Source organism: Pseudomonas sp. Cab53 (genome assembly GCF_018325965.1).
GTDB classification, from domain to species: domain Bacteria; phylum Pseudomonadota; class Gammaproteobacteria; order Pseudomonadales; family Pseudomonadaceae; genus Aquipseudomonas; species Aquipseudomonas chlororaphis_E.
Genome location: NZ_AP021902.1, coordinates 1,196,802 through 1,222,360 on the forward strand (window position 1 = coordinate 1,196,802; position 25,559 = coordinate 1,222,360).

Annotated in this window: 24 protein-coding genes and 1 pseudogene; 15 read left to right on the forward strand and 10 right to left on the reverse strand. The window is 61.8% G+C overall.

Annotation, left to right across the window (positions count from 1 at the left end; all coding sequences use genetic code 11):
* Window positions 1–9: 9 nt before the first annotated feature.
* The 5 genes from lepB to pdxJ all read left to right on the forward strand — a co-directional run bounded on the left by lepB (window position 10) and on the right by pdxJ (window position 4,285).
* Window positions 10–864 carry a signal peptidase I gene (gene lepB / locus KI241_RS05125; RefSeq protein ID WP_042732746.1) on the forward strand — a complete coding sequence of 285 codons (855 nt, stop codon included), beginning with the start codon at window positions 10–12 and terminating at the stop codon, window positions 862–864.
* A gap of 184 nt (window positions 865–1,048) precedes the next feature.
* Window positions 1,049–1,738 (forward strand): ribonuclease III, encoded by a 690-nt coding sequence (gene rnc / locus KI241_RS05130; protein ID WP_042732747.1) that lies wholly within the window; start codon window positions 1,049–1,051, stop codon window positions 1,736–1,738.
* Window positions 1,731–2,633: a GTPase Era gene (gene era / locus KI241_RS05135; RefSeq protein WP_047737114.1), complete on the forward strand. Its 903-nt coding sequence runs from the start codon at window positions 1,731–1,733 to the stop codon at window positions 2,631–2,633. The genes rnc and era overlap by 8 nt, the downstream gene beginning before the upstream one ends.
* 167 nt (window positions 2,634–2,800) lie before the next feature.
* Entirely contained in the window at window positions 2,801–3,490 is a 690-nt protein-coding gene (recO, locus tag KI241_RS05140) for a DNA repair protein RecO (protein ID WP_047737112.1), read from the forward strand.
* A 51-nt stretch (window positions 3,491–3,541) separates the two neighbouring features.
* Window positions 3,542–4,285, forward strand: a complete 744-nt coding sequence (gene pdxJ, locus KI241_RS05145) for a pyridoxine 5'-phosphate synthase (RefSeq protein WP_042731857.1) — start codon at window positions 3,542–3,544, stop codon at window positions 4,283–4,285.
* 217 nt (window positions 4,286–4,502) lie between these two features.
* Here the strand turns inward: pdxJ and mltF are convergent, their stop codons facing one another.
* Window positions 4,503–5,963 (reverse strand): membrane-bound lytic murein transglycosylase MltF, encoded by a 1,461-nt coding sequence (gene mltF, locus KI241_RS05150; RefSeq protein ID WP_080922146.1) that lies wholly within the window; start codon window positions 5,961–5,963, stop codon window positions 4,503–4,505.
* Between the two features lie 288 nt (window positions 5,964–6,251).
* Between mltF and purL the strand changes: the two are divergent.
* The 5 genes and pseudogenes from purL (at window position 6,252) to KI241_RS05175 (ending at window position 12,668) form a co-directional block, all read left to right on the forward strand.
* Window positions 6,252–10,147 (forward strand): annotated as a pseudogene (gene purL, locus KI241_RS05155) (phosphoribosylformylglycinamidine synthase).
* A gap of 4 nt (window positions 10,148–10,151) precedes the next feature.
* Window positions 10,152–10,463 carry a YqfO family protein gene (locus KI241_RS05160; RefSeq protein WP_123578175.1) on the forward strand — a complete coding sequence of 104 codons (312 nt, stop codon included), beginning with the start codon at window positions 10,152–10,154 and terminating at the stop codon, window positions 10,461–10,463.
* Between the two features lie 533 nt (window positions 10,464–10,996).
* Window positions 10,997–11,635, forward strand: a complete 639-nt coding sequence (locus KI241_RS05165; protein WP_123578174.1) for a DUF6036 family nucleotidyltransferase — start codon at window positions 10,997–10,999, stop codon at window positions 11,633–11,635.
* Window positions 11,619–12,071, forward strand: coding sequence for a hypothetical protein (locus KI241_RS05170; protein WP_042730930.1), 453 nt, complete (start codon window positions 11,619–11,621; stop codon window positions 12,069–12,071). Before KI241_RS05165 ends, KI241_RS05170 begins: the two co-directional genes overlap by 17 nt.
* A 240-nt stretch (window positions 12,072–12,311) precedes the next feature.
* Entirely contained in the window at window positions 12,312–12,668 is a 357-nt protein-coding gene (locus KI241_RS05175; protein ID WP_052497387.1) for a DUF6124 family protein, read from the forward strand.
* Between the two features lie 131 nt (window positions 12,669–12,799).
* Here KI241_RS05175 and KI241_RS05180 read toward each other — a convergent pair whose 3' ends face one another.
* The 3 genes from KI241_RS05180 to KI241_RS05190 all read right to left on the reverse strand — a co-directional run bounded on the left by KI241_RS05180 (window position 12,800) and on the right by KI241_RS05190 (window position 15,478).
* Entirely contained in the window at window positions 12,800–13,882 is a 1,083-nt protein-coding gene (locus KI241_RS05180) for a hypothetical protein (RefSeq protein ID WP_047737097.1), read from the reverse strand.
* Window positions 13,883–14,396: 514 nt separating this feature from the next.
* The gene (locus tag KI241_RS05185; protein ID WP_042730932.1) at window positions 14,397–14,903 is read right to left on the reverse strand and encodes a L,D-transpeptidase family protein; all 507 of its coding nucleotides are present in this window, start codon (window positions 14,901–14,903) and stop codon (window positions 14,397–14,399) included.
* A 23-nt stretch (window positions 14,904–14,926) separates the two neighbouring features.
* Entirely contained in the window at window positions 14,927–15,478 is a 552-nt protein-coding gene (locus tag KI241_RS05190; RefSeq protein WP_042730933.1) for an NUDIX hydrolase, read from the reverse strand.
* A gap of 145 nt (window positions 15,479–15,623) precedes the next feature.
* On the opposite strand from KI241_RS05190, the gene KI241_RS05195 reads away from it, so the two are divergent.
* The 3 genes from KI241_RS05195 to KI241_RS05205 are packed head-to-tail and all read left to right on the forward strand — an operon-like array spanning window position 15,624 to window position 16,970.
* Window positions 15,624–16,223: a CoA pyrophosphatase gene (locus KI241_RS05195; protein ID WP_123578173.1), complete on the forward strand. Its 600-nt coding sequence runs from the start codon at window positions 15,624–15,626 to the stop codon at window positions 16,221–16,223.
* A gap of 16 nt (window positions 16,224–16,239) precedes the next feature.
* Window positions 16,240–16,764 carry a gamma carbonic anhydrase family protein gene (locus KI241_RS05200; RefSeq protein ID WP_042730935.1) on the forward strand — a complete coding sequence of 175 codons (525 nt, stop codon included), beginning with the start codon at window positions 16,240–16,242 and terminating at the stop codon, window positions 16,762–16,764.
* A complete protein-coding gene (locus KI241_RS05205) occupies window positions 16,761–16,970 on the forward strand; it encodes a DUF1289 domain-containing protein (RefSeq protein WP_042730936.1) in 210 nt (69 codons plus the stop codon). Before KI241_RS05200 ends, KI241_RS05205 begins: the two co-directional genes overlap by 4 nt.
* A 170-nt stretch (window positions 16,971–17,140) precedes the next feature.
* On the opposite strand, the gene KI241_RS05210 is transcribed toward KI241_RS05205, so the two are convergent.
* Window positions 17,141–17,785 (reverse strand): Pr6Pr family membrane protein, encoded by a 645-nt coding sequence (locus KI241_RS05210; RefSeq protein ID WP_123578172.1) that lies wholly within the window; start codon window positions 17,783–17,785, stop codon window positions 17,141–17,143.
* Window positions 17,786–17,788: 3 nt separating this feature from the next.
* Window positions 17,789–18,019: a VF530 family protein gene (locus KI241_RS05215; protein WP_042730938.1), complete on the reverse strand. Its 231-nt coding sequence runs from the start codon at window positions 18,017–18,019 to the stop codon at window positions 17,789–17,791.
* Window positions 18,020–18,517: 498 nt separating this feature from the next.
* On the opposite strand from KI241_RS05215, the gene KI241_RS05220 reads away from it, so the two are divergent.
* Window positions 18,518–20,932 carry a glucose/quinate/shikimate family membrane-bound PQQ-dependent dehydrogenase gene (locus tag KI241_RS05220; protein WP_042730939.1) on the forward strand — a complete coding sequence of 805 codons (2,415 nt, stop codon included), beginning with the start codon at window positions 18,518–18,520 and terminating at the stop codon, window positions 20,930–20,932.
* Window positions 20,933–21,206: 274 nt separating this feature from the next.
* Here KI241_RS05220 and purT read toward each other — a convergent pair whose 3' ends face one another.
* From purT to KI241_RS05240, 4 genes are all read right to left on the reverse strand, one after another.
* Window positions 21,207–22,388: a formate-dependent phosphoribosylglycinamide formyltransferase gene (purT, locus tag KI241_RS05225; protein WP_042730940.1), complete on the reverse strand. Its 1,182-nt coding sequence runs from the start codon at window positions 22,386–22,388 to the stop codon at window positions 21,207–21,209.
* A 101-nt stretch (window positions 22,389–22,489) separates the two neighbouring features.
* Window positions 22,490–22,957, reverse strand: coding sequence for a VUT family protein (locus tag KI241_RS05230; RefSeq protein ID WP_042730941.1), 468 nt, complete (start codon window positions 22,955–22,957; stop codon window positions 22,490–22,492).
* Between the two features lie 246 nt (window positions 22,958–23,203).
* Window positions 23,204–23,989 (reverse strand): siderophore-interacting protein, encoded by a 786-nt coding sequence (locus tag KI241_RS05235; protein ID WP_212803437.1) that lies wholly within the window; start codon window positions 23,987–23,989, stop codon window positions 23,204–23,206.
* The gene (locus tag KI241_RS05240; protein WP_042731172.1) at window positions 23,982–24,563 is read right to left on the reverse strand and encodes a PadR family transcriptional regulator; all 582 of its coding nucleotides are present in this window, start codon (window positions 24,561–24,563) and stop codon (window positions 23,982–23,984) included. The genes KI241_RS05235 and KI241_RS05240 overlap by 8 nt, the downstream gene beginning before the upstream one ends.
* Window positions 24,564–24,983: 420 nt before the next feature.
* On the opposite strand from KI241_RS05240, the gene KI241_RS05245 reads away from it, so the two are divergent.
* Window positions 24,984–25,469 (forward strand): CS1 type fimbrial major subunit, encoded by a 486-nt coding sequence (locus KI241_RS05245; protein WP_042731173.1) that lies wholly within the window; start codon window positions 24,984–24,986, stop codon window positions 25,467–25,469.
* Window positions 25,470–25,559 lie beyond the last annotated feature (90 nt).

Genomic DNA, 25,559 nt, shown 5'->3' on the forward strand with positions numbered 1-25,559 from the left:
TTAGGTCCTATGTCGCTAAATTTCCCGCTGTTGCTGGTTATCGCCGTGTTTGTCTGCGGCTTGTTGGCGTTGCTTGATCTGTTGTTCCTGGCGCCCCGGCGCCGGGCGGCCATTGCCTCTTATCAGGGCAGCGTCAGCCAGCCTGACGGTGTGGTGGTCGAGAAACTCAACAAGGAACCGCTGCTGGTCGAATACGGCAAGTCGTTCTTCCCGGTGCTGTTCATTGTGCTGGTGCTGCGTTCGTTCCTGGTGGAACCGTTCCAGATCCCGTCCGGCTCGATGAAGCCGACCCTGGACGTGGGCGACTTCATCCTGGTGAACAAGTTTTCCTACGGGATCCGCCTGCCGGTGATCGACAAGAAGGTCATCGAGGTGGGTGACCCGCAACGCGGCGATGTGATGGTGTTCCGCTTCCCGAGCGACCCGAACGTCAACTACATCAAGCGGGTGGTAGGCCTGCCAGGCGACACGATCCGCTACACCGCCGACAAGCGCCTGTTCGTCAACGGCGAATCGGTGGCCGAACAGTTGCTCGGCTCCGAGCCGGGCACCTTGGGCAGCGCCGAGCTGTACAAGGAAAAACTCGGCGCGGTCGAGCACCTGATCCGCAAGGAGATGAGCCGCTATCGCGCGACGCCGGACCATTCGTGGACCGTGCCGGCGGGGCACTATTTCATGATGGGTGACAACCGCGACAACTCCAACGACAGCCGGTACTGGGATGATCCGAACATTCCCAAGGACCTGCTGGGCATGGTCCCCGACCGCAATATCGTCGGCAAGGCCTTTGCAGTCTGGATGAGCTGGCCGGAACCCAAACTCAGCCACCTGCCGAATTTCTCGCGGGTTGGCCTGATCAAGTAATCCCACACGGCGCTGTTGAACACAGCGCCGAATGCATTTCTGAAGCCTGCATAAGGCTGCCCGAAAGCTTGAAGCCAACGATAGTCAGGACGTTATTTTTGAACACAGCGTTAATTGTCCCAAGCCAACGGCGCTTTGCCGGCCTGGCAGTGGAATCCAGCCACGAACTCTACGTGGGTAAACCGTGAGCGTTTCTCTAAGCCGTCTCGAGCGCCAGCTCGGCTATACCTTCAAGGATCCGGAGTTGATGCTCCTGGCCCTCACTCACCGCAGTTTTGCCGGTCGCAACAATGAGCGCCTGGAATTCCTCGGTGATGCGATCCTCAACTTCGTCGCCGGCGAGGCGCTGTTCGAGCGCTTCCCGCTGGCCCGTGAAGGCCAGTTGTCGCGTTTGCGCGCGCGCCTGGTAAAAGGTGAGACCCTGGCCGTGCTGGCCCGTGGTTTCGACTTGGGTGACTACCTGCGCCTGGGTTCCGGTGAGTTGAAAAGTGGTGGTTTTCGCCGCGAGTCGATCCTCGCCGATGCCTTGGAAGCGTTGATTGGCGCGATCTACCTGGACGCCGGCATGGAAAAGGCTCGCGAGCGCGTGCTGGCCTGGTTGACCTCCGAGATCGACAGCCTGACGCTGGTGGACACCAACAAGGACCCGAAGACGCGCCTGCAGGAGTTTTTGCAGTCGCGCAGTTGCGAGCTGCCGCGCTACGAAGTCGTGGATATCCAGGGCGAGCCGCATTGCCGAACCTTCTTCGTCGAATGCGAAGTTGTCTTACTGAATGAAAAAAGCCGAGGCCAGGGTGTGAGTCGTCGTATTGCCGAACAGGTAGCGGCCGCCGCAGCACTGATTGCCCTGGGCGTGGAGAATGGCAATGACTGATACAACCCTGACCCGTTGCGGCTATGTCGCCATTGTTGGCCGGCCGAACGTGGGCAAGTCCACATTGCTGAACCACATCCTCGGGCAGAAGCTGGCGATCACCTCGCGCAAGCCCCAGACCACCCGCCACAACATGCTGGGCATCAAGACCGAAGGCGCCGTGCAGGCGATCTACGTCGACACCCCTGGCATGCACAAGGGCGGCGAGAAGGCGTTGAACCGCTACATGAACAAAACGGCGTCGGCGGCGTTGAAAGACGTCGACGTGGTGATCTTCGTGGTTGACCGCACCAAGTGGACCGAGGAAGACCAGATGGTCCTCGAACGCGTCCAGTACGTGACCGGTCCCTTGATCGTGGCGCTGAACAAGACCGATCGCATCGAGGACAAGGCCGAGCTGATGCCGCACCTGACCTGGTTGCAGGAACAACTGCCCAACGCCCAGATCATCCCGATCTCGGCCCAGCACGGCCATAACCTCGACGCGCTGGAGCGGGTGATCGCCGAACACCTGCCAGAAAACGATCACTTCTTCCCGGAAGACCAGATCACCGACCGCAGCAGCCGTTTCCTGGCCGCCGAGCTGGTGCGCGAGAAAATCATGCGCCAGATGGGCGCCGAGCTGCCGTACCAGATCACCGTCGAGATCGAAGAATTCAAGCAGCAAGGCAAGACCCTGCACATCCACGCCTTGATCCTCGTCGAACGTGACGGCCAGAAGAAAATCATCATTGGCGACAAGGGCGAGCGCATCAAGCGCATCGGCACCGAGGCGCGCAAGGACATGGAGCTGCTGTTCGACTCCAAGATCATGCTCAACCTGTGGGTCAAGGTGAAGGGTGGTTGGTCGGACGACGAGCGGGCGTTGCGCTCGCTGGGTTACGGCGACCTGTAATCCGTCCGGCCGTACGCCACGGACCTTGTGGGAGCGGGCTTGCTCGCGAATGCGTCCTGTCAGTCGACATCATTGTTAACTGATACACCGCCTTCGCGAGCAAGCCCGCTCCCACATTGGTTTGGGTTGTTATACAAACGTGCTCCGTCAGCGAGACTTCAACTTCCATGTCCTCCAGCCCACCCATCGCCCAATCCGCCTACGTCCTGCATTCGCGCGCCTACCGCGAAAGCAGCGCCCTGGTGGACTTCCTCACGCCGCAAGGGCGGCTGCGGGCGGTGTTGCGTGGGGCTCGGGGCAAGGCCGGGACCCTGGCGCGGCCGTTCGTGCCGCTGGAAGTCGAATTGCGCGGTCGGGGCGAGTTGAAGAATGTCGGGCGCATGGAAAGCCAGGGCGTTGCCGCCTGGCTCAATGGCGAGGCGTTGTTCAGCGGCCTGTACCTCAATGAATTGCTGATCCGCCTGCTGCCCGCCGAAGATCCCCATCCCGCGGTCTTCGACCACTACGCCGCGACCCTGCTGGCCCTCGCCGAAGGCCGCCCGCTGGAGCCGCTGTTGCGCTCGTTCGAATGGCGGCTGCTGGATGACCTTGGCTATGGTTTTGCCCTGGACACCGACCTGCATGGCGCGCCCATCGCGGCCGACGGCCTGTACCGCTTGCAAGTGGATGCCGGCCTCGAGCAGGTCTACCTGTTGCAACCGGGCTTGTTCAACGGCGCCGAACTGTTGGCCATGGCCGAAGCCGATTGGACCGCGCCAGGCGCCTTGTCGGCGGCCAAGCGTCTGATGCGCCAGGCCCTGGCGGTTCACCTGGGTGGCAAACCGCTGGTCAGTCGCGAGTTGTTTCGCAAGCCTTGATCAACCCGTATGCTGTGGGCCGTCCATTAGCCCATTCAGGAGCGCTTTTTCGTGAGCACCAGCCAACGCATTCTTCTCGGCGTGAACATCGACCATGTCGCCACCCTCCGCCAGGCCCGGGGTACGCGCTACCCGGATCCGGTCAAGGCCGCACTGGACGCCGAAGAGGCGGGCGCCGACGGCATCACCGTGCACCTGCGGGAGGATCGCCGGCATATCCAGGAGCGCGACGTACTGCTGCTCAAGGATGTGCTGCAAACCCGCATGAATTTCGAGATGGGCGTGACCGAGGAAATGATGGCGTTCGCCGAGCGCATCCGCCCGGCGCACATCTGCCTGGTGCCTGAGACGCGCCAGGAACTGACCACCGAAGGCGGCCTGGACGTGGCGGGGCAGGAAGCGCGGATCAAGGCGGCGGTGGAGCGGCTGGCGAAGACCGGTGCCGAGGTGTCGTTGTTTATCGACGCCGACGAGCGGCAGATCGAAGCCTCCCGACGTGTCGGCGCCCCGGCCATCGAACTGCACACTGGCCGCTATGCCGACGCCGAAACCCCGTCCGCCGTGGCCGATGAGCTGCGGCGGGTAGCCGATGGCGTCACCTTCGGCCTGGCCCAGGGCCTGATCGTCAACGCCGGCCACGGCCTGCACTACCACAACGTTGAGGCCGTGGCGGCCATCAAGGGCATCAACGAGCTGAACATCGGCCACGCGCTGGTGGCCCACGCGCTGTTCGTCGGGTTCAAGTCGGCGGTCTCGGAAATGAAAGCGCTGATCCTGGCGGCTGCTAAGGCCTGATGCCACCACATAACTCAATATGCCTGCTTATTTAAGGCCTGCTTGATTCATTGTGGCGAGGGGATTTATCCCCGTTGGGCTGCGAAGCAGCCCTAAAATCTGGCGCCTCGGTGTGTCAGGCAGATTGAGTTGACAGCTTTGGGGCTGCTTCGCAGCCCAACGGGGATAAATCCCCTCGCCACAGATTCATCACAGCATCAGGGATTGTGTGGGGCTTTCAGAGCGGCGGGGTTTCCTGGTTCGGCTTGCTCTTGTCGACGCCCGGTACGTGCAGGTTGCCCTCGGCCACCTGGTTGCCTTCGAGCTGCGGCTGCGTGACCCAGGTCAGGATGTCGTAGTAGCGCCGGATGTTCGCCACGAAATGCACGGGTTCGCCGCCTCGGGCGTAGCCGTAGCGGGTCTTGCTGTACCACTGCTTCTGCGACAGGCGCGGCAGGATTTTCTTCACGTCCAGCCACTTGTTCGGGTTCAGCCCTTCCTTGGCCGCCAGCTTGCGGGCGTCGTCCAGGTGACCGCTGCCGACGTTGTAGGCGGCGAGGGCGAACCAGGTGCGGTCCGGTTCTTCGATGCTCTCGTCCAGTTGGTCCTTCATGTAGGCCAGGTACTTGGCGCCCCCCATGATGCTTTGCTTGGGGTCCAGGCGGTTGGACACGCCCATGGCCTGGGCCGTGTTCTGGGTCAGCATCATCAGGCCGCGCACGCCGGTCTTGGACGTGACCGCCGGTTGCCACAGCGATTCCTGGTAGCCGATTGCCGCCAGCAGGCGCCAGTCGACCTTTTCCTGCTTGGCGTAGGTCTTGAAGTGTTGCTCGTACTTGGGCAGCCGCTGCTGCAGATGCTGGGCGAAAGTGGTGGCGCCCATGTAGCCGAGAACATCGACGTGCCCGTAGTAACGATCCTTGAGGCGCTGCAGGGTGCCGTTCTTCTGCACCTTGTCGAGGTAGCTGTTGATCTCGTTGAGCAGGCTGTTGTCTTCACCGGGGGCCACCGCCCAGCTCTGGCTGCGAGCGTCGCCCAGGTCGAAGGCCACGCGCACGTTGGGGAAGTACACCTGGTTCATCGCCACTTCGTTGGAGTCCACCAGGGTCAGGTCGATCTGGCCCTCGTCGACCATGCGCAGCAGGTCGACCACCTCAACGGCGTCGGACTCTTCGTATTCGATGCCGGGGTATTGCTGTTTCAATTGCGCCAGCTGCTCGGCGTGGGTGCTGCCCTTGAGCACCATGATCTTCTTGCCCGCCAGGGCCGCCGCGTCGGTGGGGCGCGACTGGCCGTTGCGGTAGATGACCTGGGGCGTGACCTCCAGGTAGGCGTGGGAAAACCGCACCTGCTTCTTGCGCGGCTCGCTGCTGACCAGGCCTGCGGCGGCCAGCACCGGGCCGTTGGGCTTGCCGATCTGGCTGAACAGGTCGTCGAGGTTGTCGGCGGTCTCGATCTTCAGCTCCACCCCCAAATCGTCGGCGAAGCGCTTCACCAGCTCGTATTCGAAGCCGGTTTCACCGTTGCGATCCTCAAAGTAGGTGGCGGGGCTGTTCCGGGTGATCACCCGCAGCACGCCATCCTCCTTTACGCGCTCCAGTGTGTTGGGTTTCTCAACACAACCACTGAGCACCAGGAAGAGTCCGGTTGCGATCAGCCACTTGGCATATCGCGGACGCAAAGCCGTTGGGGAAAACATCTGCGCAGTATACGCAAACGGCCCTTACCGCCATATCTCGACAGCAAATGGCCAGTCTGCTAGCGATTGCAAAACATGTCCGCAACTCAGGCCGGCCGGCGCGCGGCGGGTTTTATGGCACTGAAAAAAATCTCTGCGCGAACATTGGAACGTGCGTCCAATCCGGTTTTTCGGGCAAAGACCGACATTCGGGGCGCATCCGGGGTGCCGTTTCGGGTGCCGTTGCCGGCGGTTTAGGCTAGAATGCACGGCCTCAAAGCACACCCCCTTCCCGAGGCTGTCCCGAAGATGTTGATCCTGCGCGGCGCTCCTGCCCTTTCTGCCTTTCGCCACAGCAAACTTCTTGAGCAACTGGGCCGATGCGTCCCGGCTGTCAGCGGCTTGTATGCTGAATTCGCTCACTTCGCCGAAGTCACCGGCGCTTTGACCGGCGACGAACAGCAGGTGCTCGCGCGCCTTCTGAAGTACGGTCCCAGTGTTCCCGTCCAGGAGCCCACCGGCCGCCTGTTCCTGGTACTGCCACGGTTCGGCACCATTTCGCCGTGGTCGAGCAAGGCCAGTGACATCGCCCGCAACTGTGGCCTGGCGAAAGTCCAGCGCCTGGAGCGCGGCATTGCCTTCTATGTCACCGGTGAGTTCAGCGAGGCCGACGCCCGGCTGATCGCCGAGAACCTGCATGACCGCATGACCCAGATCGTACTGGGCAACCTGGAGGAGGCCGCCGGCCTGTTCAGCCACGCCGAGCCCAAGCCACTGACCGCCATCGACGTGCTGGGCGGCGGGCGCGCCGCGTTGGAAAAAGCCAACGCCGAACTGGGCCTGGCCCTGGCCGAAGACGAGATCGATTACCTGGTCAACGCCTTCCAGGGTTTGCAGCGCAACCCCCACGACATCGAACTGATGATGTTCGCCCAGGCCAACTCCGAGCACTGCCGCCACAAGATCTTCAACGCCAGTTGGGACATCGACGGCCAGAGCCAGGAAAAAAGCCTGTTCGGCATGATCAAGAACACCTACCAGATGCACAGCGAAGGCGTGCTGTCTGCTTATAAGGACAACGCCTCGGTCATCGTCGGCAGTGTGGCCGGCCGCTTCTTCCCGGACCCCGAGACTCGCCAGTACGGCGCGGTCCAGGAGCCGGTGCACATCCTGATGAAGGTCGAGACCCACAACCACCCGACCGCGATTGCCCCGTTCCCGGGCGCGTCCACCGGTTCCGGTGGCGAGATCCGCGACGAAGGCGCCACGGGTCGCGGTGCCAAGCCCAAGGCTGGCCTGACCGGTTTCACCGTGTCGAACCTGCAGATCCCGGGCTTCGAACAACCGTGGGAAAAGCCCTATGGCAAGCCTGAGCGCATCGTCAACGCCCTCGACATCATGATCGAAGGCCCCCTGGGGGCGCTGCGTTCAACAACGAATTCGGCCGTCCGGCGCTCACCGGTTATTTCCGCACCTTCGAACAATCCATCGCCACCCCGCGCGGTGAAGAAGTGCGCGGCTACCACAAGCCGATCATGCTCGCCGGCGGCATGGGCAACATCCGCGCCGAACACGTGCAGAAAGGCGAGATCGTGGTCGGCTCCAAGCTGATCGTCCTCGGTGGCCCGGCCATGCTCATCGGCCTGGGCGGCGGCGCTGCGTCCTCGATGGCCACCGGCACCAGTTCGGCGGACCTGGACTTCGCCTCGGTCCAACGGGAAAACCCGGAAATGGAACGCCGTTGCCAGGAAGTCATCGACCGTTGCTGGCAGCTGGGCGACAAGAACCCCATCAGCTTCATCCACGACGTCGGCGCGGGCGGCCTGTCCAACGCCTTCCCGGAGCTGGTCAACGACGGCGGCCGTGGTGGCCGCTTCGAATTGCGCAACATTCCAAACGACGAGCCGGGCATGGCCCCGCACGAAATCTGGAGCAACGAATCCCAGGAGCGTTATGTCCTGGCGGTCGGCCCGGCCGACTTCGACCGCTTCAAGGCCATCTGCGAGCGCGAGCGCTGCCCGTTCGCCGTGGTCGGCGAAGCCACCGCCGAGCCGCAACTGACCGTGACCGACAGCCACTTCGGCAACAGCCCGGTGGACATGCCGCTGGAAGTGCTGTTGGGCAAGGCCCCGCGCATGCACCGTTCGGCCGTTCGCGAAACCGAGCTGGGCGATGACTTCGACCCGTCCACTCTCGACCTCGCCGACTCCATCGAGCGCGTCCTGCATCACCCGGCCGTGGCAAGCAAGAGCTTCCTGATCACCATCGGCGACCGCACCATCACCGGCCTCGTGGCCCGCGACCAGATGGTCGGCCCGTGGCAAGTACCGGTGGCCGACGTCGCCGTGACCGCCACCAGCTTCGACGTCTACACCGGTGAAGCCATGGCCATGGGCGAGCGCACGCCGCTGGCGCTGCTGGACGCCCCGGCGTCGGGCCGCATGGCCATCGGCGAGGCCCTGACCAACCTCGCGGCCTCGCGCATTGGCAAGATCTCCGACATCAAGCTGTCGGCCAACTGGATGTCCGCCGCCGGTCATCCGGGCGAAGACGCCCGCCTGTACGACACCGTCAAGGCCGTCGGCATGGAGCTGTGCCCTGAGTTGGGCATCACCATCCCGGTGGGCAAGGACTCCATGTCCATGGCCACGCGCTGGAAAGACGAAGGCGTGGACAAGAGCGTGACCTCGCCGCTGTCGCTGATCGTGACCGGTTTTGCCCCGGTGACCGATGTCCGCCAGACCCTGACCCCGCAACTGCGCATGGACAAGGGCACCACCGACCTGATCCTGATCGACCTGGGCCGTGGCCAGAACCGCATGGGCGCCTCGATCCTGGCCCAGGTGCATGGCAAGCTCGGCAAGCAGGCACCGGACGTTGACGATGCCGAAGACCTGAAGGCGTTCTTCGCCGTGATCCAGGGCCTCAACGCCGACGGTCATCTGCTGGCCTACCACGACCGTTCCGACGGCGGCTTGCTGACCACTGTGATGGAAATGGCCTTCGCCGGTCATTGCGGCCTGAACCTGACCCTCGACAGCGTGGCCGAGTCCGCCAGCGAAATCCCGGCCATCCTGTTCAACGAAGAGCTCGGTGCGGTGATCCAGGTGCGCCAGGACGCCACCCCGGACATCCTCGCCCAGTTCAGCGCCGCCGGCCTGGCCGAGTGCGTCTCGGTGATCGGCCAGCCGATCAACAACGCGCACATCGACATCACCTTCAACGGCGACACCGTCTTTGAAGGCCAGCGCCGCCTGTTGCAGCGCCAGTGGGCTGAAACCAGCTACCAGATCCAGCGCCTGCGGGACAACGCCGAGTGCGCCGAGCAGGAATTCGACGCGCTGCTGGAAGAAGACAACCCGGGGCTGAGCGCCAAGCTCAGCTACGACGTCAACCAGGACGTGGCCGCGCCCTACATCAAGAAAGGCATTCGCCCACAGGTGGCGGTACTGCGTGAGCAGGGCGTCAACGGCCAGGTGGAAATGGCGGCGGCGTTCGACCGTGCCGGTTTCAACGCGATCGACGTGCACATGAGCGACATCCTCGCCGGTCGTGTCGACCTGAACGACTTCAAGGGCCTGGTTGCCTGTGGCGGTTTCTCCTACGGTGACGTGCTGGGGGCCGGCGAAGGCTGGGCCAAGTCGGCGCTGTTCAACAGCCGCGCCCGTGACGCGTTCCAGGGCTTTTTCGAGCGCAACGACAGTTTCACCCTCGGTGTGTGCAACGGTTGCCAGATGATGTCCAACCTGCACGAGCTGATCCCCGGCAGCGAGTTCTGGCCGCACTTCGTGCGCAACCGTTCCGAGCAGTTCGAAGCCCGCGTGGCGATGGTCCAGGTGCAGGAGTCGAATTCGATCTTCCTGCAGGGCATGGCCGGCTCGCGCATGCCGATCGCCATCGCCCATGGCGAAGGCCATGCGGAATTCGAAAGCGAAGAGGCGTTGCTCGAAGCCGACTTGTCCGGTTGCGTGTCGCTGCGTTTTGTCGACAACCACGGCAAGGTCACCGAAACCTACCCGGCCAACCCGAACGGTTCGCCGCGCGGGATCACCGGCCTGACCAGCCGCGACGGCCGTGTGACCATCATGATGCCGCACCCTGAGCGTGTTTTCCGCGCGGTGCAGAACTCGTGGCGTTCGGACGACTGGAACGAAGACGCGCCATGGATGCGCATGTTCCGCAACGCCCGCGTCTGGGTGAACTAAAGGCGTGTACAAACTCTGCTTCTTCGTCCCGGCCAGCCATGTGGACGAGGTCAAAAACGCCGTATTCGCTGCCGGTGGCGGGCGAATCGGCGACTATGATCACTGCGCCTGGCAAGTGCTGGGCCTGGGCCAGTTTCGCCCGTTGGACGGCAGCCAGCCGTTCATTGGCGAAGCGGGGCAGGTTGAGCAGGTCGAGGAGTGGAAGGTGGAGCTGGTTGTCGCTGATGAGTTGATTCGTGGGGTAGTGGAGGCTTTGAAACAGAGCCATCCCTACGAGACGCCGGCGTATGAGGTGTGGCGGTTGGAGGATTTTTGATCTTCCTACGCTTGAATCGCTTAAATGAAAAACCCGCTGAGTAGATCGGCGGGTTTTTTATTGGGGGCGAGATTTGGGTGTATATCCGTTGCTGCGGTCATGGCTGCTTAGGGTTCCGCCCTTACGGCGGGTCACTTTTGGAAGAGCGCCAAAAGTAACCAAAAGCGCTTTGCCCCACCACTCGGCACCTCGCCCAGGCGAGGTGCCGAGTGGTGGGGCCAGCGTTCTTTGCTTACTTTCTTCTGGGCCGGCATTCCGGGGCGTTTGAAAGAAAGTAAGTCGCCGTAAGGGCGAAACCGCCAGCAGCCATTACCGCAGCAACGGATATGCCCCCGTATGAAACATCCGCAACCAGGCAATTGGTCTGTCAGACGCACCGAAGTTTCCGACAAGTTTTTAAGGTTGTCGCTCGGAAGCGAGGGCTCTAGCTTTCGGGGCCCGTCTCCAAGCGCATGGATCGCCTATTAGTCTTTGGCAAGGCTGAGTGGCAGATCCAGGTTTCAAGGAGCAACACCAGCCTCTGAGGTTCAAACATGGAAATGCCGGAAATGATCACTCCTCGCCTCAATACCCGCACCGCGCTGGGGCAGGCTTTGGTTTCAATGTTCAAATCCGTCGAAGCAGAGCTGACATCTGAGAGTGCAAAACCAGGGGCGGTTAAAGTCATGGTATTTGGTGGATGCGCAGTGCACCTCTATACAAATCATCGTGTTTCCACGGACGTTGACGCGGAAATCTATGAGGCCAGCCTTCCGGACGGTTTTGATCTTCGAATGCTGCTCGCGCAAGTGCCCGAGCAATTTCGCGACGAGAAATCCGGTCGATTGATGGAGCTAAACTACGACCTCCAATACAACACCAGCTTTGGTCCAATTCACGAGGACTACTGGGTTCGAAGCCTTACCCTTGAAGAGTTCCCTGTCGAGTCTCCTTTGCATGTTCACATTGCCGCTCCGATCGATATTGCGATTTCAAAGCTGGGTAGGGCAACGGATCAAGATATTGGCGACATCATGGCGCTTCTGAGGGCTGGCTTCATTTTATCTTCCGAGCTGCGTCGACTGGCGCTGCAGGCAATTGACGTATATGTTGGCAACAAAGAGCCTCCAACCTCTGTTCTTAACCACATTTTGCAAAATTATTTGGAGGATACAGATGACGAAGCCTTCTAACGGCCAAGTCCTCTCGGCCGCTCTGGACACATTGGTCAAGAACCCATTGGATCACGCAGACGATGCTGCGCTTGTGAGCATGGCCAAGGCTGTCTGGTATTCCAGCGCGGATTTAATAAGCGCAGCCCAAGCTTTCCTGAGCCAACACACTGATGAGGTCGAGCAGCGTCGAGCAGGATATTTGCTCGAACGACTCACCCGTTTTTCGTGTGTCACGGACAGTCGTGCGTTGGAAGTTTTCAATGCCCTAGAGCTGTTCTTGCGCTCGACACCCAAGCAAGCCATTACCTCACAGACTGCTGTTGCGCTTCGCAAGCGCCGTGATGAACTGGCTCTTTCTTGGGGGTTAAAGGAAGGTCTTGGTTTGAAGGTGCAAACCCTTTTGCCTTTTCAGACTCGGCATTATGAGGCTGAGCAGCGGGCAGCGTTTGTTTGAATCCAAATATCACCAATGAAAACCGGCCTAGGCCGGTTTTTTGTTGTGTGAATACTTGTCCATTGGTCTGTCAGGCGCACCGAAGTTTCCGACAGGTTTTTAAGGTTGCCCGTCGGAAGCGACGGCTCTAGCCTTTGGGTGTCGCTGCCAATTCAGCGACCGGGTTTGACCGTCCGAAAACACAAGGGGCAATAGGCCCGGACAATTTGTCCTGGGCTCCATTAATAAAAGGAGCTTCCATTGAAAAATAATTCTGACATTCCAAACCCGGCATCCACCTTCCCCTACGGCGACTACGCCCCCGAAAAACTGAAGGAAGCCGCCGACCGAGCGATGGACCATTACCTCAAGCCTGAAGACGGCGAGTCAGCCCCCCAACCCTCGACGCAGCTCTTCACCGTGACCGCCGGTGTCGACCCCGAAGTGATGCTGGCCAACCTCAGCGAAACCCTGGCCTCGGCCAACGCCATGCTCAGCGACCTGGCGTTCGACCTGGAAGGTTCACGACGCCATGTGGCACTGGGCGTGGCGCAGATGATCGAGCTGGGCACGTTGCTGGCGAACAAATGCCTGGACCGGGCAGAGCTCCGGGTTTGATGCCATAAGCACCGGCCCCGTTGTCGGACTGGCCCAGCGGTCGCAGACCCCCTCGCCACAGCAGGGCGAGGGGGCGTACAAGGCCTCAAGTGGAGCCGCCAGCCTGCATGACGGCTGGTGTCGGTTTGAAGCTATTGGTGGACGTTCTCGAGTCGGCAAACTTCTTTTTCAATGCCGATGCACTCGACCGGTTGGCTCACGCCTTTCTCGAAACGGCGCGCGTTCATCAACAGCCCGCTTTTGATACCACCGATGAATGCGAAGGCGCCTGGACGGTTGCCGGTATATTCACCTGACAGATCCACCGCCACGCTGTTGGGCCTGACCTCATAGACCCAGCCGCCGTTTTCTGCTTCCGTGACCGCCCAGATCTTGGCATCGCTATAGTCACGAAATGCCACGACGACCGATTGAATGGAGGGAGACTCTGGGCTGCTCGCCCAGCGTAAGACCGGTGGCTGCGAATTCTTTGCTCGTAACCCGCTGGCCAGTGCTTCTGCTCCCTGCACAGGATTGATCCTCGACGAGCCCACTGCCCAGAGGGATTGTTTGTTCGTTGTCCAGGCCAGACCTTCTGCGGGTGTGAGCTTGTTCCAATCGATTCGGGTCGCGGCCACTTCCTGCATTGTCTCGTGACCGGTGGGTTCACGGTAGTTAGGGTTCGCGACACAATCGGCGAGATTGGTTTTGTTGCAGGCCTGCTTGATAAAGATCCCCTTGACCCCGCCCGGGTAGCTGATCTCTTGCTCACCTACAATAGGCCCGCCCGATTGCTCCTGATCGATGCCATGGGGAGCCCTGAATTCGAACACCCATTCATTGGCGAAGCTCTGGGCGATACGTTGATTGCGGGTGGTGCTGCTATATACCGACCGTGGGGCGCCAGCGCCATGCCTGAACCAGTCATACATCCATTCGTCTTCGGGAAACGCGACGGATTTGGGCAATAGCCCGTCCTGGAACGCCTCCAACCCCTGATTGGTGGTGTCGCCCCGATAGAGCGTGTCCATGTCGGTGCGCCAGCGCAGGGAAGGGGTGGTCGCACGGATGTCCACGCTCGGGTCTGCCGTGACCTGAAGCCAGGCCTGGTACCAGGGCTCTTCTTTCTGCGCCGAGCCCTGGGTTGCCGCCCACGCATAAGAACCCGCTTGCCAGGCGCCAGCCAACACCACGGCGACCGCCGTCGCCCGGATGAAACCGTTACTTCTACTCATGATTTGGACACCTCACCTGAAACGAGGATGCCAACCGAATCACATACTTCATTACGACCTATTCTTCGAATTGACAGTTTAAATATTGATTGCGCAGTGCGAAGACCCCGCTGGGGTGCGCCTCGGTTCACTGCGTGAGACTGAGAATAGATGAAGGATCAGGGTTTGATGGCTCGATCTTGTAACAAGCTGATAGTCGAGGAATGGCAGGGACAGGGCGATGTGCGTCACTGGTCGGAAATATCCGTTACCTGTTATTTCTGACAGTAGATAAGCGTTGTGCGATGACTTTTAATCGAGGGTTTTGCAAGGGGTGGTGGAGCACCGGATTGCATTGCGCCTGTGGAATTGAGAGATGGCAAGGGAGGGGGCGGCTGGTAGGGCGCTTTCGCGGGCGAGCCCGCTCCCACAGGGGGAAATGCATTCGGGCATGCATCGGCATGGCCGGGGTCCTAGAGGCTGGGGTTCTCACCCCGCGTATGGCTGCGCCCACCGGCCCCTTCGCATCGCGGCGCTACGGCCGAATCTCGATCATCGTACCGTCGGGCACCAGGTTCCAGACTTCGCGCATGTCGACGTTGCGCATGGCGATGCAGCCGTCGGTCCAGTCCAGGGTGTGGAACAGTTCTTCAGGGTTTTCCTCGGTGTCCGGCGTGCCGTGGATCATGATCATGCTCCCCGGTTCCACCCCTTCGCGCCGGGCGCGGGCGGCGTCGCTGATGTTGGGGTAGGAAATGTGCATCGACAGGTAGAAGCGATCGCTGGTCTTGCGCCAGTCGATCCAGTAGAAACCCTCGGGGGTGCGCTTGTCGCCCTCGATCAGCTTGGGGCCTTTCTTGGCGCCCTTGCCCAATGAAATGCGGTAGGTCTTGAGCGGTTTGCCGTCGTTGATCAATTGCAATTGATGGGCGGACTTGAGCACCAGCACTTTTTCGATGAGCTTGCCGTCGTAGGTTCCCAGCGCAGACGCCTGGGACAGGGCGGTGAACGACAAGCAGAACAGCACAAGCAACCAGCGCATTGACAGGGTATTCCTATGGGGTTTCAGGTATTGGCAGGTTGAGCCAGCGGCGGGATCGATTCGCTGCGCACCGGGTAGGCCTCGGCGCGACGGTCCGCGTAGAAATATTCCAGGGTGCGCCCCACGGTGCGAAACGCCAGTTCATCCCAGGGAATGTCGGCTTCTTCGAACAGTTGCACTTCCAGGCTCTCGGGACCGGCGGCGAAATCCTCGTCCACCAGTTCAGCGCGGAAGAATACATGCACCTGGCTGATATGCGGTACGTCTATCAGCGTATAGATGCTCAGGTTGCGCACCCGGGCGCAGGCTTCTTCGGCGGTTTCGCGCACGGCGGCCTGTTCGACGGTCTCGCCGTTTTCCATGAAACCCGCCGGCAGCGTCCAGTAGCCGCGCCGCGGCTCGATGGCGCGCCGGCACAGCAGGACTTTACTGCCCCAGGTCGGTACGCAACCGGCCACGATGTTGGGGTTCTGGTAATGGATGGTGTGGCAGGTGTCGCAGACAAACCGCAGGCGCGAGTCGCCTTCGGGTATGCGTTGGGTCACCGGGTTACCGCACTGGCTGCAGAATTTCATGCTGGGGTTCCTGAATGCTGCGCCTATCTTGGCGTGCGCGGGCGGGGTCGGCAAGTTGTCGTTTCGCGACACGACGCGGTGTCGGGGTTGGGCGGCTTGAACGATTGGTGCATGATGCAAGGTAGCGAATAAATCGAGAAGTCTCATGCTGGACGAGCTACTGCATCGAGTAAGCAACCATACCCCGCGTGACCTGCAGGCCGACCGTCGCTTCCCTGAAGCCGCTGTGCTGGTGCCGATCACTCGCGGTGACGAGCCGGAGCTGGTATTGACCTTGCGCGCCAGCGGGCTCTCGACCCACGGCGGCGAAGTGGCGTTCCCCGGCGGACGCCGCGACCCGGAAGACCCGGACCTGATCTTCACTGCCCTGCGCGAAGCCGAGGAAGAAATCGGCCTGCCCCCCGGTCTGGTGGAGGTGATCGGCCCGCTCAGCCCGCTGATCTCGCTGCATGGGATCAAGGTCACGCCGTATGTCGGGGTGATTCCGGATTTTGTCGAGTACCGGGCCAACGATGCCGAGATCGCCGCGGTGTTCAGCGTGCCGCTGGAGTTTTTCCGCAAGGATCCCCGCGAACATACCCACCGTATCGACTACCAGGGCCGCAGTTGGTACACGCCCAGTTACCGTTATGGCGAATACAAGATCTGGGGTCTGACGGCGATCATGATCGTCGAGCTGGTCAACCTGCTGTACGACGCGGGCATCGACCTGCATACGCCGCCCAAGAGCTTCATCAACACCTGACGCCCCGAGGATTGCCATGAAATACCGTTTGGGCGATGCCCGTGTCGAAACCCATCCCGACAGTTGGGTCGCACCCAACGCCACGCTGGTGGGCAAGGTCCGCCTCGAAGAGGGCGCCAACGTCTGGTTCAACGCCGTGCTGCGCGGCGATAACGAGCTGATTCTGATCGGCCGGAACAGCAACGTGCAGGACGGCACGGTGATGCACACCGACATGGGGTACCCGCTGACCATCGGCACCGGCGTGACCATCGGCCATAACGCCATGCTTCACGGTTGCACGGTGGGCGACTACAGCCTGATCGGCATCAATGCGGTGATCCTCAATGGCGCCAGGATTGGCCGCAATTGCATCATCGGCGCCAACTCGCTGATCGGCGAGGGCAAGGAGATCCCCGACGGTTCGCTGGTGATGGGCTCGCCCGGCAAGGTGGTGCGCGAGTTGACCGAGGCCCAGAAGAAAATGCTCGAGGCCAGCGCCGCCCACTATGTGCACAACGCCCAGCGCTACGCTCGCGACCTGTCCGAGCAAGACCAATGAGCGCGTCCGAGCGCCCGGTTCCTTCGCCCTGCGTGAGCATCTGCGCACTGGACGATGACGACATCTGCACCGGCTGCCAGCGCAGCGTGGCGGAAATCACCCGCTGGAGTCGGATGGACAACGAAGAGCGGCGCAGCGTCCTGGCGTTGTGTCACGAGCGGGCGAAGGCCAGCGGGTTGGTGTGGATGTTGCCCGCGAAGTCCTGAGCGATGAAAGCTCCACTGTGGCGAGGGGATTTATCCCCGTTGGGCTGCGAAGCGGCCCTAGAACCAGACAACTCGGTGTGTCAGACAGATTTGAGTCCACAGCGATGGGGTTGCTTCGCAACCCAGCGGGGATAAATCCCCTCGCCACAAAAGTGATCGGCGATAAATCCCTAGCGCGCCCGCCACCGATCAACCCCCACCACCCCCAGCGCAATCACGACAAACCCCAACAAGATCCCCCCGGCATTGATGAACACCTGTGGATAACCCAGGTTGGCCACATCAATGAACGGGTAGGGGTAGGCCGCCAGCAGATTGCCCCGCAACAAAATGTAGGCGAAATACACCAGCGGGTAGAGGATCCACAGCCCGATATGGCCCAGGCGCAACGAGCCCTTGGGCACCCATTGCCACCAATAGATCAGGTAGAGCAGCGGCACTACGTCGTGCAGCAGTTCGTCGGCCACGAACTGCCAGCCTTCGGGTTGCCAGAGGTGCCGCAGCAGCAGGTTGTAGGCCAGGCTCACCAGGGCAATGCTGGCGGCGATGCCGCTGCGTACGGCGGGCCGCAGGAACCAGCGGCGCACAGCCGATGGCCGTGGGGTCTGTTCCCAGGTCAGCACCACCGCCACCAGGGTGTTGGTCAGCACGGTGAAGAAGCTGAAGCAATTGACCAGCCCACCCAACAGGCTCGCGCCCAGTTCCCAGCGCCCCAGCAGGATCAGGTACAACTGGATGCTCAGCCCCACCCAGGCCAGCAGTGCCGTCACCGACACGAAGTGCTGCCGCAGGGCGACGCGCCCATCCGAGCCCATGGCTCAGACCGGCCGCTTGGTGCGCATCAGCTTGATGTAGAGACGTTCGACTTTCTCCCGCGCCCAAGGGGTCTTGCGCAGGAAGGTCAGGCTCGACTTGATGCTCGGGTCGCTCTTGAAGCAGCGGATGTCGATGCGCTCGGCCAGCCCGGACCATTCGTAGTGCTGCACCAGGACGTTGAGGATCTGCTCCAGCGTCACGCCGTGCAGCGGGTTGTTGTTGGGTTCGGTCATGGGGAGGCCTTTACGCGAAAAGGGTGAAAGCCGCGCACCTTAGCCGAGGTGCCCGTGGGGTGGAAGCCTAGCGTGCGCCATCGGGCGTCCGCGCGGTAGCTGTCGAGGCACACTGTTACCGATTTCGCGATGATCCATGTCAACAAAAGCACTTTCTCTATCTGTAACAGAACATTATCCTTGCGCCGCTTGCTGAAACGCTTCTTTTAGCGCGCTAGAGCCTTTTCGCTGTTCTCGATGTTCTGCCTTCAATCTTAAAAGACAGCGCTATCTCTGCATCCGCAGCGACCTGCTTTTCTGTGGGAGCGGGCTTGCTCGCGAAAGCGATTTCATATTCAGCCTCATTAGTCGACTGATTCACCGCTTTCGCGAGCAAGCCAACTCCCACAGGGGGTTCGTAACATCCGGAAACTTTTAACTGAACCAAGCCCCCAAAGGATCGTCATCTACAGTGAGACTTTGCGCGGGACTCCTTAAAACCTCACGGAGAATCACACTATGAGCACTGAGGGTGCTTTGAGTCGAAGCCGTCTGCTACCGAGCCTGCTCGGCATTCTGCTTCTATTGATGGGCTTGGCCCTGCTGGCGGGCGGAGTCAAGCTGAGCACGCTTGGCGGCTCATGGTATTACCTGCTGGCGGGTATCGGCCTGGCGCTGACCGGCGTGCTGCTGATCATGGCCCGGCGCGCGGCCCTGGGCCTGTACGCGCTGGTGCTGTTTGCCAGCACCGTGTGGGCGCTGTGGGAAGTGGGCCTGGACTGGTGGCAACTGGTGCCGCGCCTGGCCCTGTTGTTTGCTCTGGGCATCGTCATGTTGCTGCCATGGGTGCGCCGTCCGTTGTTGACCGCCGACGCATCGCCCATGGGCACCCGCGCATTGAGTGCGGCCGTGATCATCGCCGGTATCGCCGCGCTCGCCAGCCAGTTCACCAACCCGGGTGAAATCAAGGGCCAACTGGATCGCGACACCGTAGAAGGCATGACCAACACCGCCCCGGCGATGCCGGACGGCGACTGGAATTCCTACGGCCGCAGTGCTCACGGCGACCGTTACTCGCCACTGGCGCAGATCACCCCGCAGAACGTCAGTAAGCTGGTGCCGGCCTGGACCTATCGCACCGGCGACCTGCCAGGGCCGAACGACCCGGGTGAGACCACCGCCGAAAACACCCCGCTCAAGGCCAACGGCATGCTCTACGTGTGCACGCCCCACAGCCAGGTGATTGCCCTGGAGCCGGAAACCGGCAAGGAAATCTGGCGTTTCGATCCGAAGCTTTCCACGCAAAAGGCGGAGAACTTCAAGGGTTGGGCGCACATGACCTGCCGTGGCGTGAGCTATCACGATGACGCCGCGTACGCCTCTGCCGAACAGAGCCCCACCGGCGCTGCCAGCGCTGCGCCAGTCAGCACCGTGTGCCCGCGCCGGATCTTCCTGCCGACCGCCGACACCCGCCTGATCGCCCTCGATGCCGACACCGGCAAGATGTGCGAAGACTTCGGCGACAAGGGCCAGGTCGACTTGAGCGCCAACATCGGCGGCTTCACGGCTGGCGGTTACTATTCCACTTCGCCACCGGCGGTCACCCAGAACCTGGTAGTGATCGGCGGCCACGTTACCGACAACGTGTCCACCGACGAGCCGAGCGGCGTGATCCGTGCCTATGACGTGCACACCGGCAAGCTGGTGTGGAACTGGGACAGCGGCAACCCGGACGACACCACGCCGATTGCCGAAGGCCAGACCTATACCCGCAACTCGCCGAACATGTGGTCCATGTTCAGCGTCGATGAAAAACTCGGCATGCTGTACCTGCCGATGGGCAACCAGACCCCCGACCAGTTCGGTGGCATGCGCACCCCGGAATCGGAAAAATACGCCGCCGGCCTGACCGCCCTGGACATCGCCACCGGCAAGGTGCGCTGGTACTTCCAGTTCACTCACCACGACCTGTGGGACATGGACGTGGGCGGCCAGCCGACCCTGATGGACATGAAGACCGCCGAGGGCGTGAAGCCGGCCGTGCTGGCCTCGACCAAGCAGGGCAGCATCTACGTGCTGGACCGCAGCACCGGCCAGCCGATCATCCCGATCAAGGAGATCCCGGTGCCGCAAGGCGCGGTGGAAGGCGACCATACCTCGCCGACCCAGCCGATGTCCGACCTGAACTTCGTGCCGCCGGTCCTCAAGGAGCGCGACATGTGGGGCGTGACCCCGTTCGACCAGATGCTCTGCCGGATCGACTTCAAGTCGCTGCGCTATGACGGCATGTTCACCCCGCCGTCGCTGCAAGGCTCGATCGTTTACCCAGGCAACTTCGGGGTGTTCGACTGGGGCGGTATCTCGGTGGACCCGGTGCGTCAGATCGCCTTCGTCAACCCGAGCTACATGGCGTTCAAGTCCAAGCTGGTCCCGGCGGCGGAAGTGGCCGGCGGTCCGGGTCGCAAGAGCGAAACCGAGGGCGTGCAGCCGAACAAGGGCGCGCCGTATGGGGTGATCCTCGAAGCGCTGCTCTCGCCCATGGGCCTGCCTTGCCAGGCGCCGGCGTGGGGTTATGTGGCGGCGGTGGACCTGACCAACCACAAGACCCTGTGGAAGCACAAGAACGGCACCGTGCGTGACAGCTCGCCCGTGCCGATCCCGCTGAGCATGGGCGTACCGAGCCTGGGCGGCACCTTCACCACCGCCAGCGGCCTGGCGTTCCTGAGCGGCACCCTCGACCAGTACCTGCGTGCCTATGACGTGAAGAACGGCAAGCAACTGTGGGAAGGTCGCCTGCCAGCCGGCGCCCAGACCACGCCGATGACCTACACCGGCAAGGACGGCAAGCAATACGTGCTGGTCGTCGCGGGTGGCCACGGCTCCCTGGGCACCAAGCAGGGTGACTATGTGATTGCTTACAAACTGCCGGATTAAGCCCTACCGGCGGACATGAAAAAGGCGACACCTTTACGGGTGTCGCCTTTTTTTGCAGCATCGGTTTTTGGTGAGCGCAGGCCTTTGAGCGGTTGAGCTTTTGTGGCGAGGGAGCTTGCTCCCGCTGGGCTGCGCAGCAGCCCCAAAAAAGCAGCCACCTCAAACTACCTGATCCACCGAGTTGCTAGGTTTTAGGGCTGCTTCGCAGCCCAACGGGGATGAATCCCCTCGCCACAGATGAATCCCTTTACTACAGGGGATTAGTGTGCAGCTTTTACAACTCGATCTTCACCGCCTGCGAAGCCCGGGTCGCCTTGGCACGGGCCGCTTCGATGGATTCGTCGCGGGCCAGGGCCACGCCCAGGCGGCGCTGGCCGTTGACTTCCGGTTTGCCGAACAGGCGCAGGGCGGTGTCAGGCTCGCTCAGGGCGGCGCCGAGGTTGGCGAACGCGGTCTGGGTCGACTGGCCTTCCACCAGGATCACCGCCGAGGCCGACGGGCCGAACTGGCGGATCAGCGGGATCGGCAGGCCGAGGATGGCGCGGGCATGCAGGGCGAACTGCGACAGGTCCTGGGAAATCAGCGTCACCAGGCCGGTGTCGTGTGGCCGTGGCGACACTTCGCTGAACCACACCTGGTCGCCCTTGATGAACAACTCGACACCAAACATCCCGCGCCCACCCAGGGCCTCGGTGACGGCCTGGGCGACGCGCTCGGATTCGGCCAGCGCCGCCGGGCTCATGGCCTGGGGCTGCCAGGATTCCTGATAGTCGCCTTTCTCCTGGCGGTGGCCGACCGGGGCACAGAAGGTGGTGCCGCCGGCATGACGGACGGTGAGCAGGGTGATTTCGTAGTCGAAGTCGATGAAGCCTTCGATGATCACCCGACCCTTGCCGGCTCGGCCGCCTTCCTGGGCGTAGTCCCAGGCTTTCTGCACGTCATCATCGCTGCGCAGCAGGCTCTGGCCCTTGCCCGACGAGCTCATCACCGGCTTGACCACGCAAGGGAACCCCAGGCTTTGCACGGCCTTGCGGTAGTCTTCGACGGTGTCGGCGAAGAAGTACGGCGAGGTCGGCAGGCCCAGTTCTTCGGCGGCCAGGCGGCGGATGCCTTCACGGTTCATGGTCAGTTGCGCGGCACGGGCGGTCGGGATCACCGTGAAGCCCTCGGCTTCCAGCTCCACCAGGGTGGCGGTGGCGATGGCTTCGATTTCCGGCACGATGTAGTGCGGCTTCTCGGCTTCGATCACTGCGCGCAGGGCAGCGCCGTCGAGCATGTTGATCACGTGGCTGCGATGGGCCACTTGCATGGCCGGCGCGTTGGCATAGCGGTCCACGGCAATTACTTCGACGCCCAGGCGCTGCAGTTCGATTACCACTTCCTTGCCCAGCTCACCGCTGCCACACAACAAAACGCGGGTCGCGGTCGGCGACAATGGAGTACCGATACGGGTCATCTGAAAGTCCTCAAGCAGGAGCGGATCGTCGAGGGTTGCGCGCCGGGCGAGCTTCCCGTGGGAGAAAGCGCGGCATTTTACATGAACCGCAGGTTTTGGCTTCAGCTGGCGACGGCCTGTTTGCGTAAACGCCAGGCCATGATCAGCCAGACCGCCGTGACCCCGGCGAACTTGGAGGCCAGGGCGGTCCCGACCACGCCCGGCGTCAGGGCATCGATCAGGCCGAAGAAGATGAAGGTGTCCAAGGGAATGCTCAAGGCCGAACTGATCCACAGCCGATCATGCAGCGGGCGCCGGGTGATGGTGAACACCAGCCAGTCGATGCACTCGGACACCGCGAAGGCCGTGGCGCTGGCCAGGGCGATGGTCGGGTCCGAGGTGACATAGGACAACACCAGCGCCGCCAGCATCGCGACGATGGCGCCATGACCGAAGCGGGTCTGCACCATGTCCCGCAGGATAAACACCAGCCCACCCCAGGCCGACCAGATGATGTCCAGGTGCGGCGCCGCGGAAAACGCGTAGTTGATCAGCACGACGCTGCTGATGTAGGCGAGCAGGAAAAGCATGGGGGGACCCGGTTCAGCCGATATTCGAAGGCGAATGATAAACCGGTGGCGAAGCGATTTATCGGTGGAGAGGGATTTATCTGTGGCGAGGGGATTTATCCCCGTTGGGCCGCGAAGCGGCCCCCATCAACTCGCCTCAATCGGCCTGATACTCCGGGTTGGCTGGTTTTAGGGCTGCTGCGCAGCCCAGCGGGGATAAATCCCCTCGCCACAGAGACCGGCTCTTGTCACGGGGCACAAGTGCATTCACTCCTCGTCGCTATCGTCCGCCTTCCAGTAGCCCACGGCCTTGACGTAATCCGGGTCCAGGCTTTTTTCCTCCAGCAACACTTTGCGAATGCGCCGCGACACTTTGCTTTCGGTGGCGACCCAGGCATACAGCTTGCCGGCGGGGACTTCCAGTTGCCTGACCGTGGCCACCAGATTGTCCTGGCGGCCTTCGCGCAGCACCCAGATCACATGGACCTGCGCCGGGCTTTGCAGCACTTGCTGCTCGGCGCCGTTTTCCACTTCCACCACCACCAGGGCCCGGCGGTTCGGCGCCAGGCCTTCGAGGCGGCGGGCGATGGCGGGCAGGGCGGTTTCATCGCCAACCAACAGGTAACTGTCGAACACGTCCGGCACGATCATCGAGCCCCGCGGCCCGCCGATGTCGAGGTATTGCCCCGGCTTGGCCTGGGCCGCCCAGGTGGCTGCCGGACCGTCGCCGTGCAGGACGAAGTCGAGGTCCAGCTCCAGGGTGTCCAGGTCGTAGCGGCGCGGGGTGTAGTCGCGCATGGGCGGCATTGCCGCCTGCCCTTTGTCGGCGCTGGGGTCGAAGTGCTCCAGGGCGGCGTGCTGCGCGGCGTCCTGCGGGAAAAACAATTTCACGTGATCGTCCGTGCCCAGGCTGACGAAGCCTGCCAGTTCCGGCCCGCCGACGGTGATGCGGCGCATGCGCGGGGTCAGCTCCACCACCCGCAGCACTTGCAGGCGACGACGCTTGATCTCGTGGTTGACGCGGTGAATGGTGGTTGGATCGACTTCAGTCATGGCTTGACTCCGAAACAGGTGGACGGTCGGGGCCGTCGATGATGGCTTTGGCAGTCTCGTTGAGCAGGTCGCGGATGCGCAGGATTTCTTCTGGATTCCAGCGCGCCTGGTGCATCTGCAGCGCGCGACGCAAGTTGACCACCGCTTCGTGGATTTCCGCCGGCCGCCCTTGCTCGCGCAGGACACGCTTGCTGGCCTCGATGCGTACCCGCACACCATCCAGCGCCTCGGCCTGGTCTCGAAGGAATAGACGTCCGGCGTCGGTGGCGCTGTAACATTTTTTTCCGCCCTCGGCGTCGCGCAGGACCATCTTACCCATTTCCAGCTGTGTCAGCGTCGGGTAGATCACGCCGGGGCTGGGGGTGTAGGCGCCGTCGAACATGGACTCGATCTGGCGAATCAACTCGTAGCCGTGGCAAGGCTTTTCGGCGATCAACGCCAGCAACAGCAATTTCAACTCGCCGGCCGCGAACACCCGGGGGCCGCGCCCGCTGCGTTCGCGACCGGGCGGGCGCCGTTCGAAGCCATCGTGATGACCCTGGTCGCGAGTGGAGGGGAAGTAAGGGGCTGTCATCTTTCTGCTCTCTGTTCGGCATCAATAGAACCGAGATATATCTTTGATTTCAGATATATCTTCGCCTATAGATATATCTTGTCTTGGAGATATATCTTAGTTGCGTCCTACACTAAGTGAAATAAGACCTTACCTGAATCCCCCATGGTTGCGGGATGAATCGAAAGTGTCTGCGAGCCTTTTCCCCTTTGGCTCCTGGGGATGTGGGAAGCCTCTTACATTAAAAGTTACGCTTTATCGAAAGTTGCGTATTTTTCGCTCTTTTGCGTGCGCGATTTACTACATGACTGTGCGAACTTTCCTGCTTATTTTTAATTAAAGAGCGACGATCATGCAGCGGCGTTGAGGGGGCATGACAAGGTGTATTTGGCCTGCCACTTCAACCCTTCTCTCTTTATTGCTATGAACAGGTGTTAACCCATGCTCATGAAAATCGTAACCGCCGCTTCCCTGACTGCTGCGGCCCTGAGTTCTTCGCTGGCTTTCGCTCTGGATGATGCACGTTCGGCCATCCACATCACCGCGAACATCCCGACCCAGCAGTTCCATGTACAACCGCGCGACGGGAACTGGGGTAAGGACGAAACCATGAACTACAACACGGTCAGCGGTACGCTGACGTCGCTGCGCCAGACCTATGACGTGAAGAACACCGAAGGTTCGGTCAATGCCTACATCGAAGGCGGCCCGGCTTCGCTGTACAACGGCAGCGATGCCATCGCCCTGACCACCACCTTCAATGGCATCACCCTGACCGCCCTGTCCCAGGAAGTGGTCGACGACGCCACCTCCACCCCGGGCACCCAGGCGGAGATGACCATCACCGCAGCCAAGCCGCTGGCGACCCAGAACGGCCTGTACACCGCCGACATGACCGTCATCTTCGACGCCGTGCCTCGCCCGTAAGGCCCCCGCTGCCCAGTGATCCCCACCTCATCCCAGGGCAGCAGCAGGTCGACCGGTTCTCCCCGACCGGTCGACCCACCCCGAAACGCC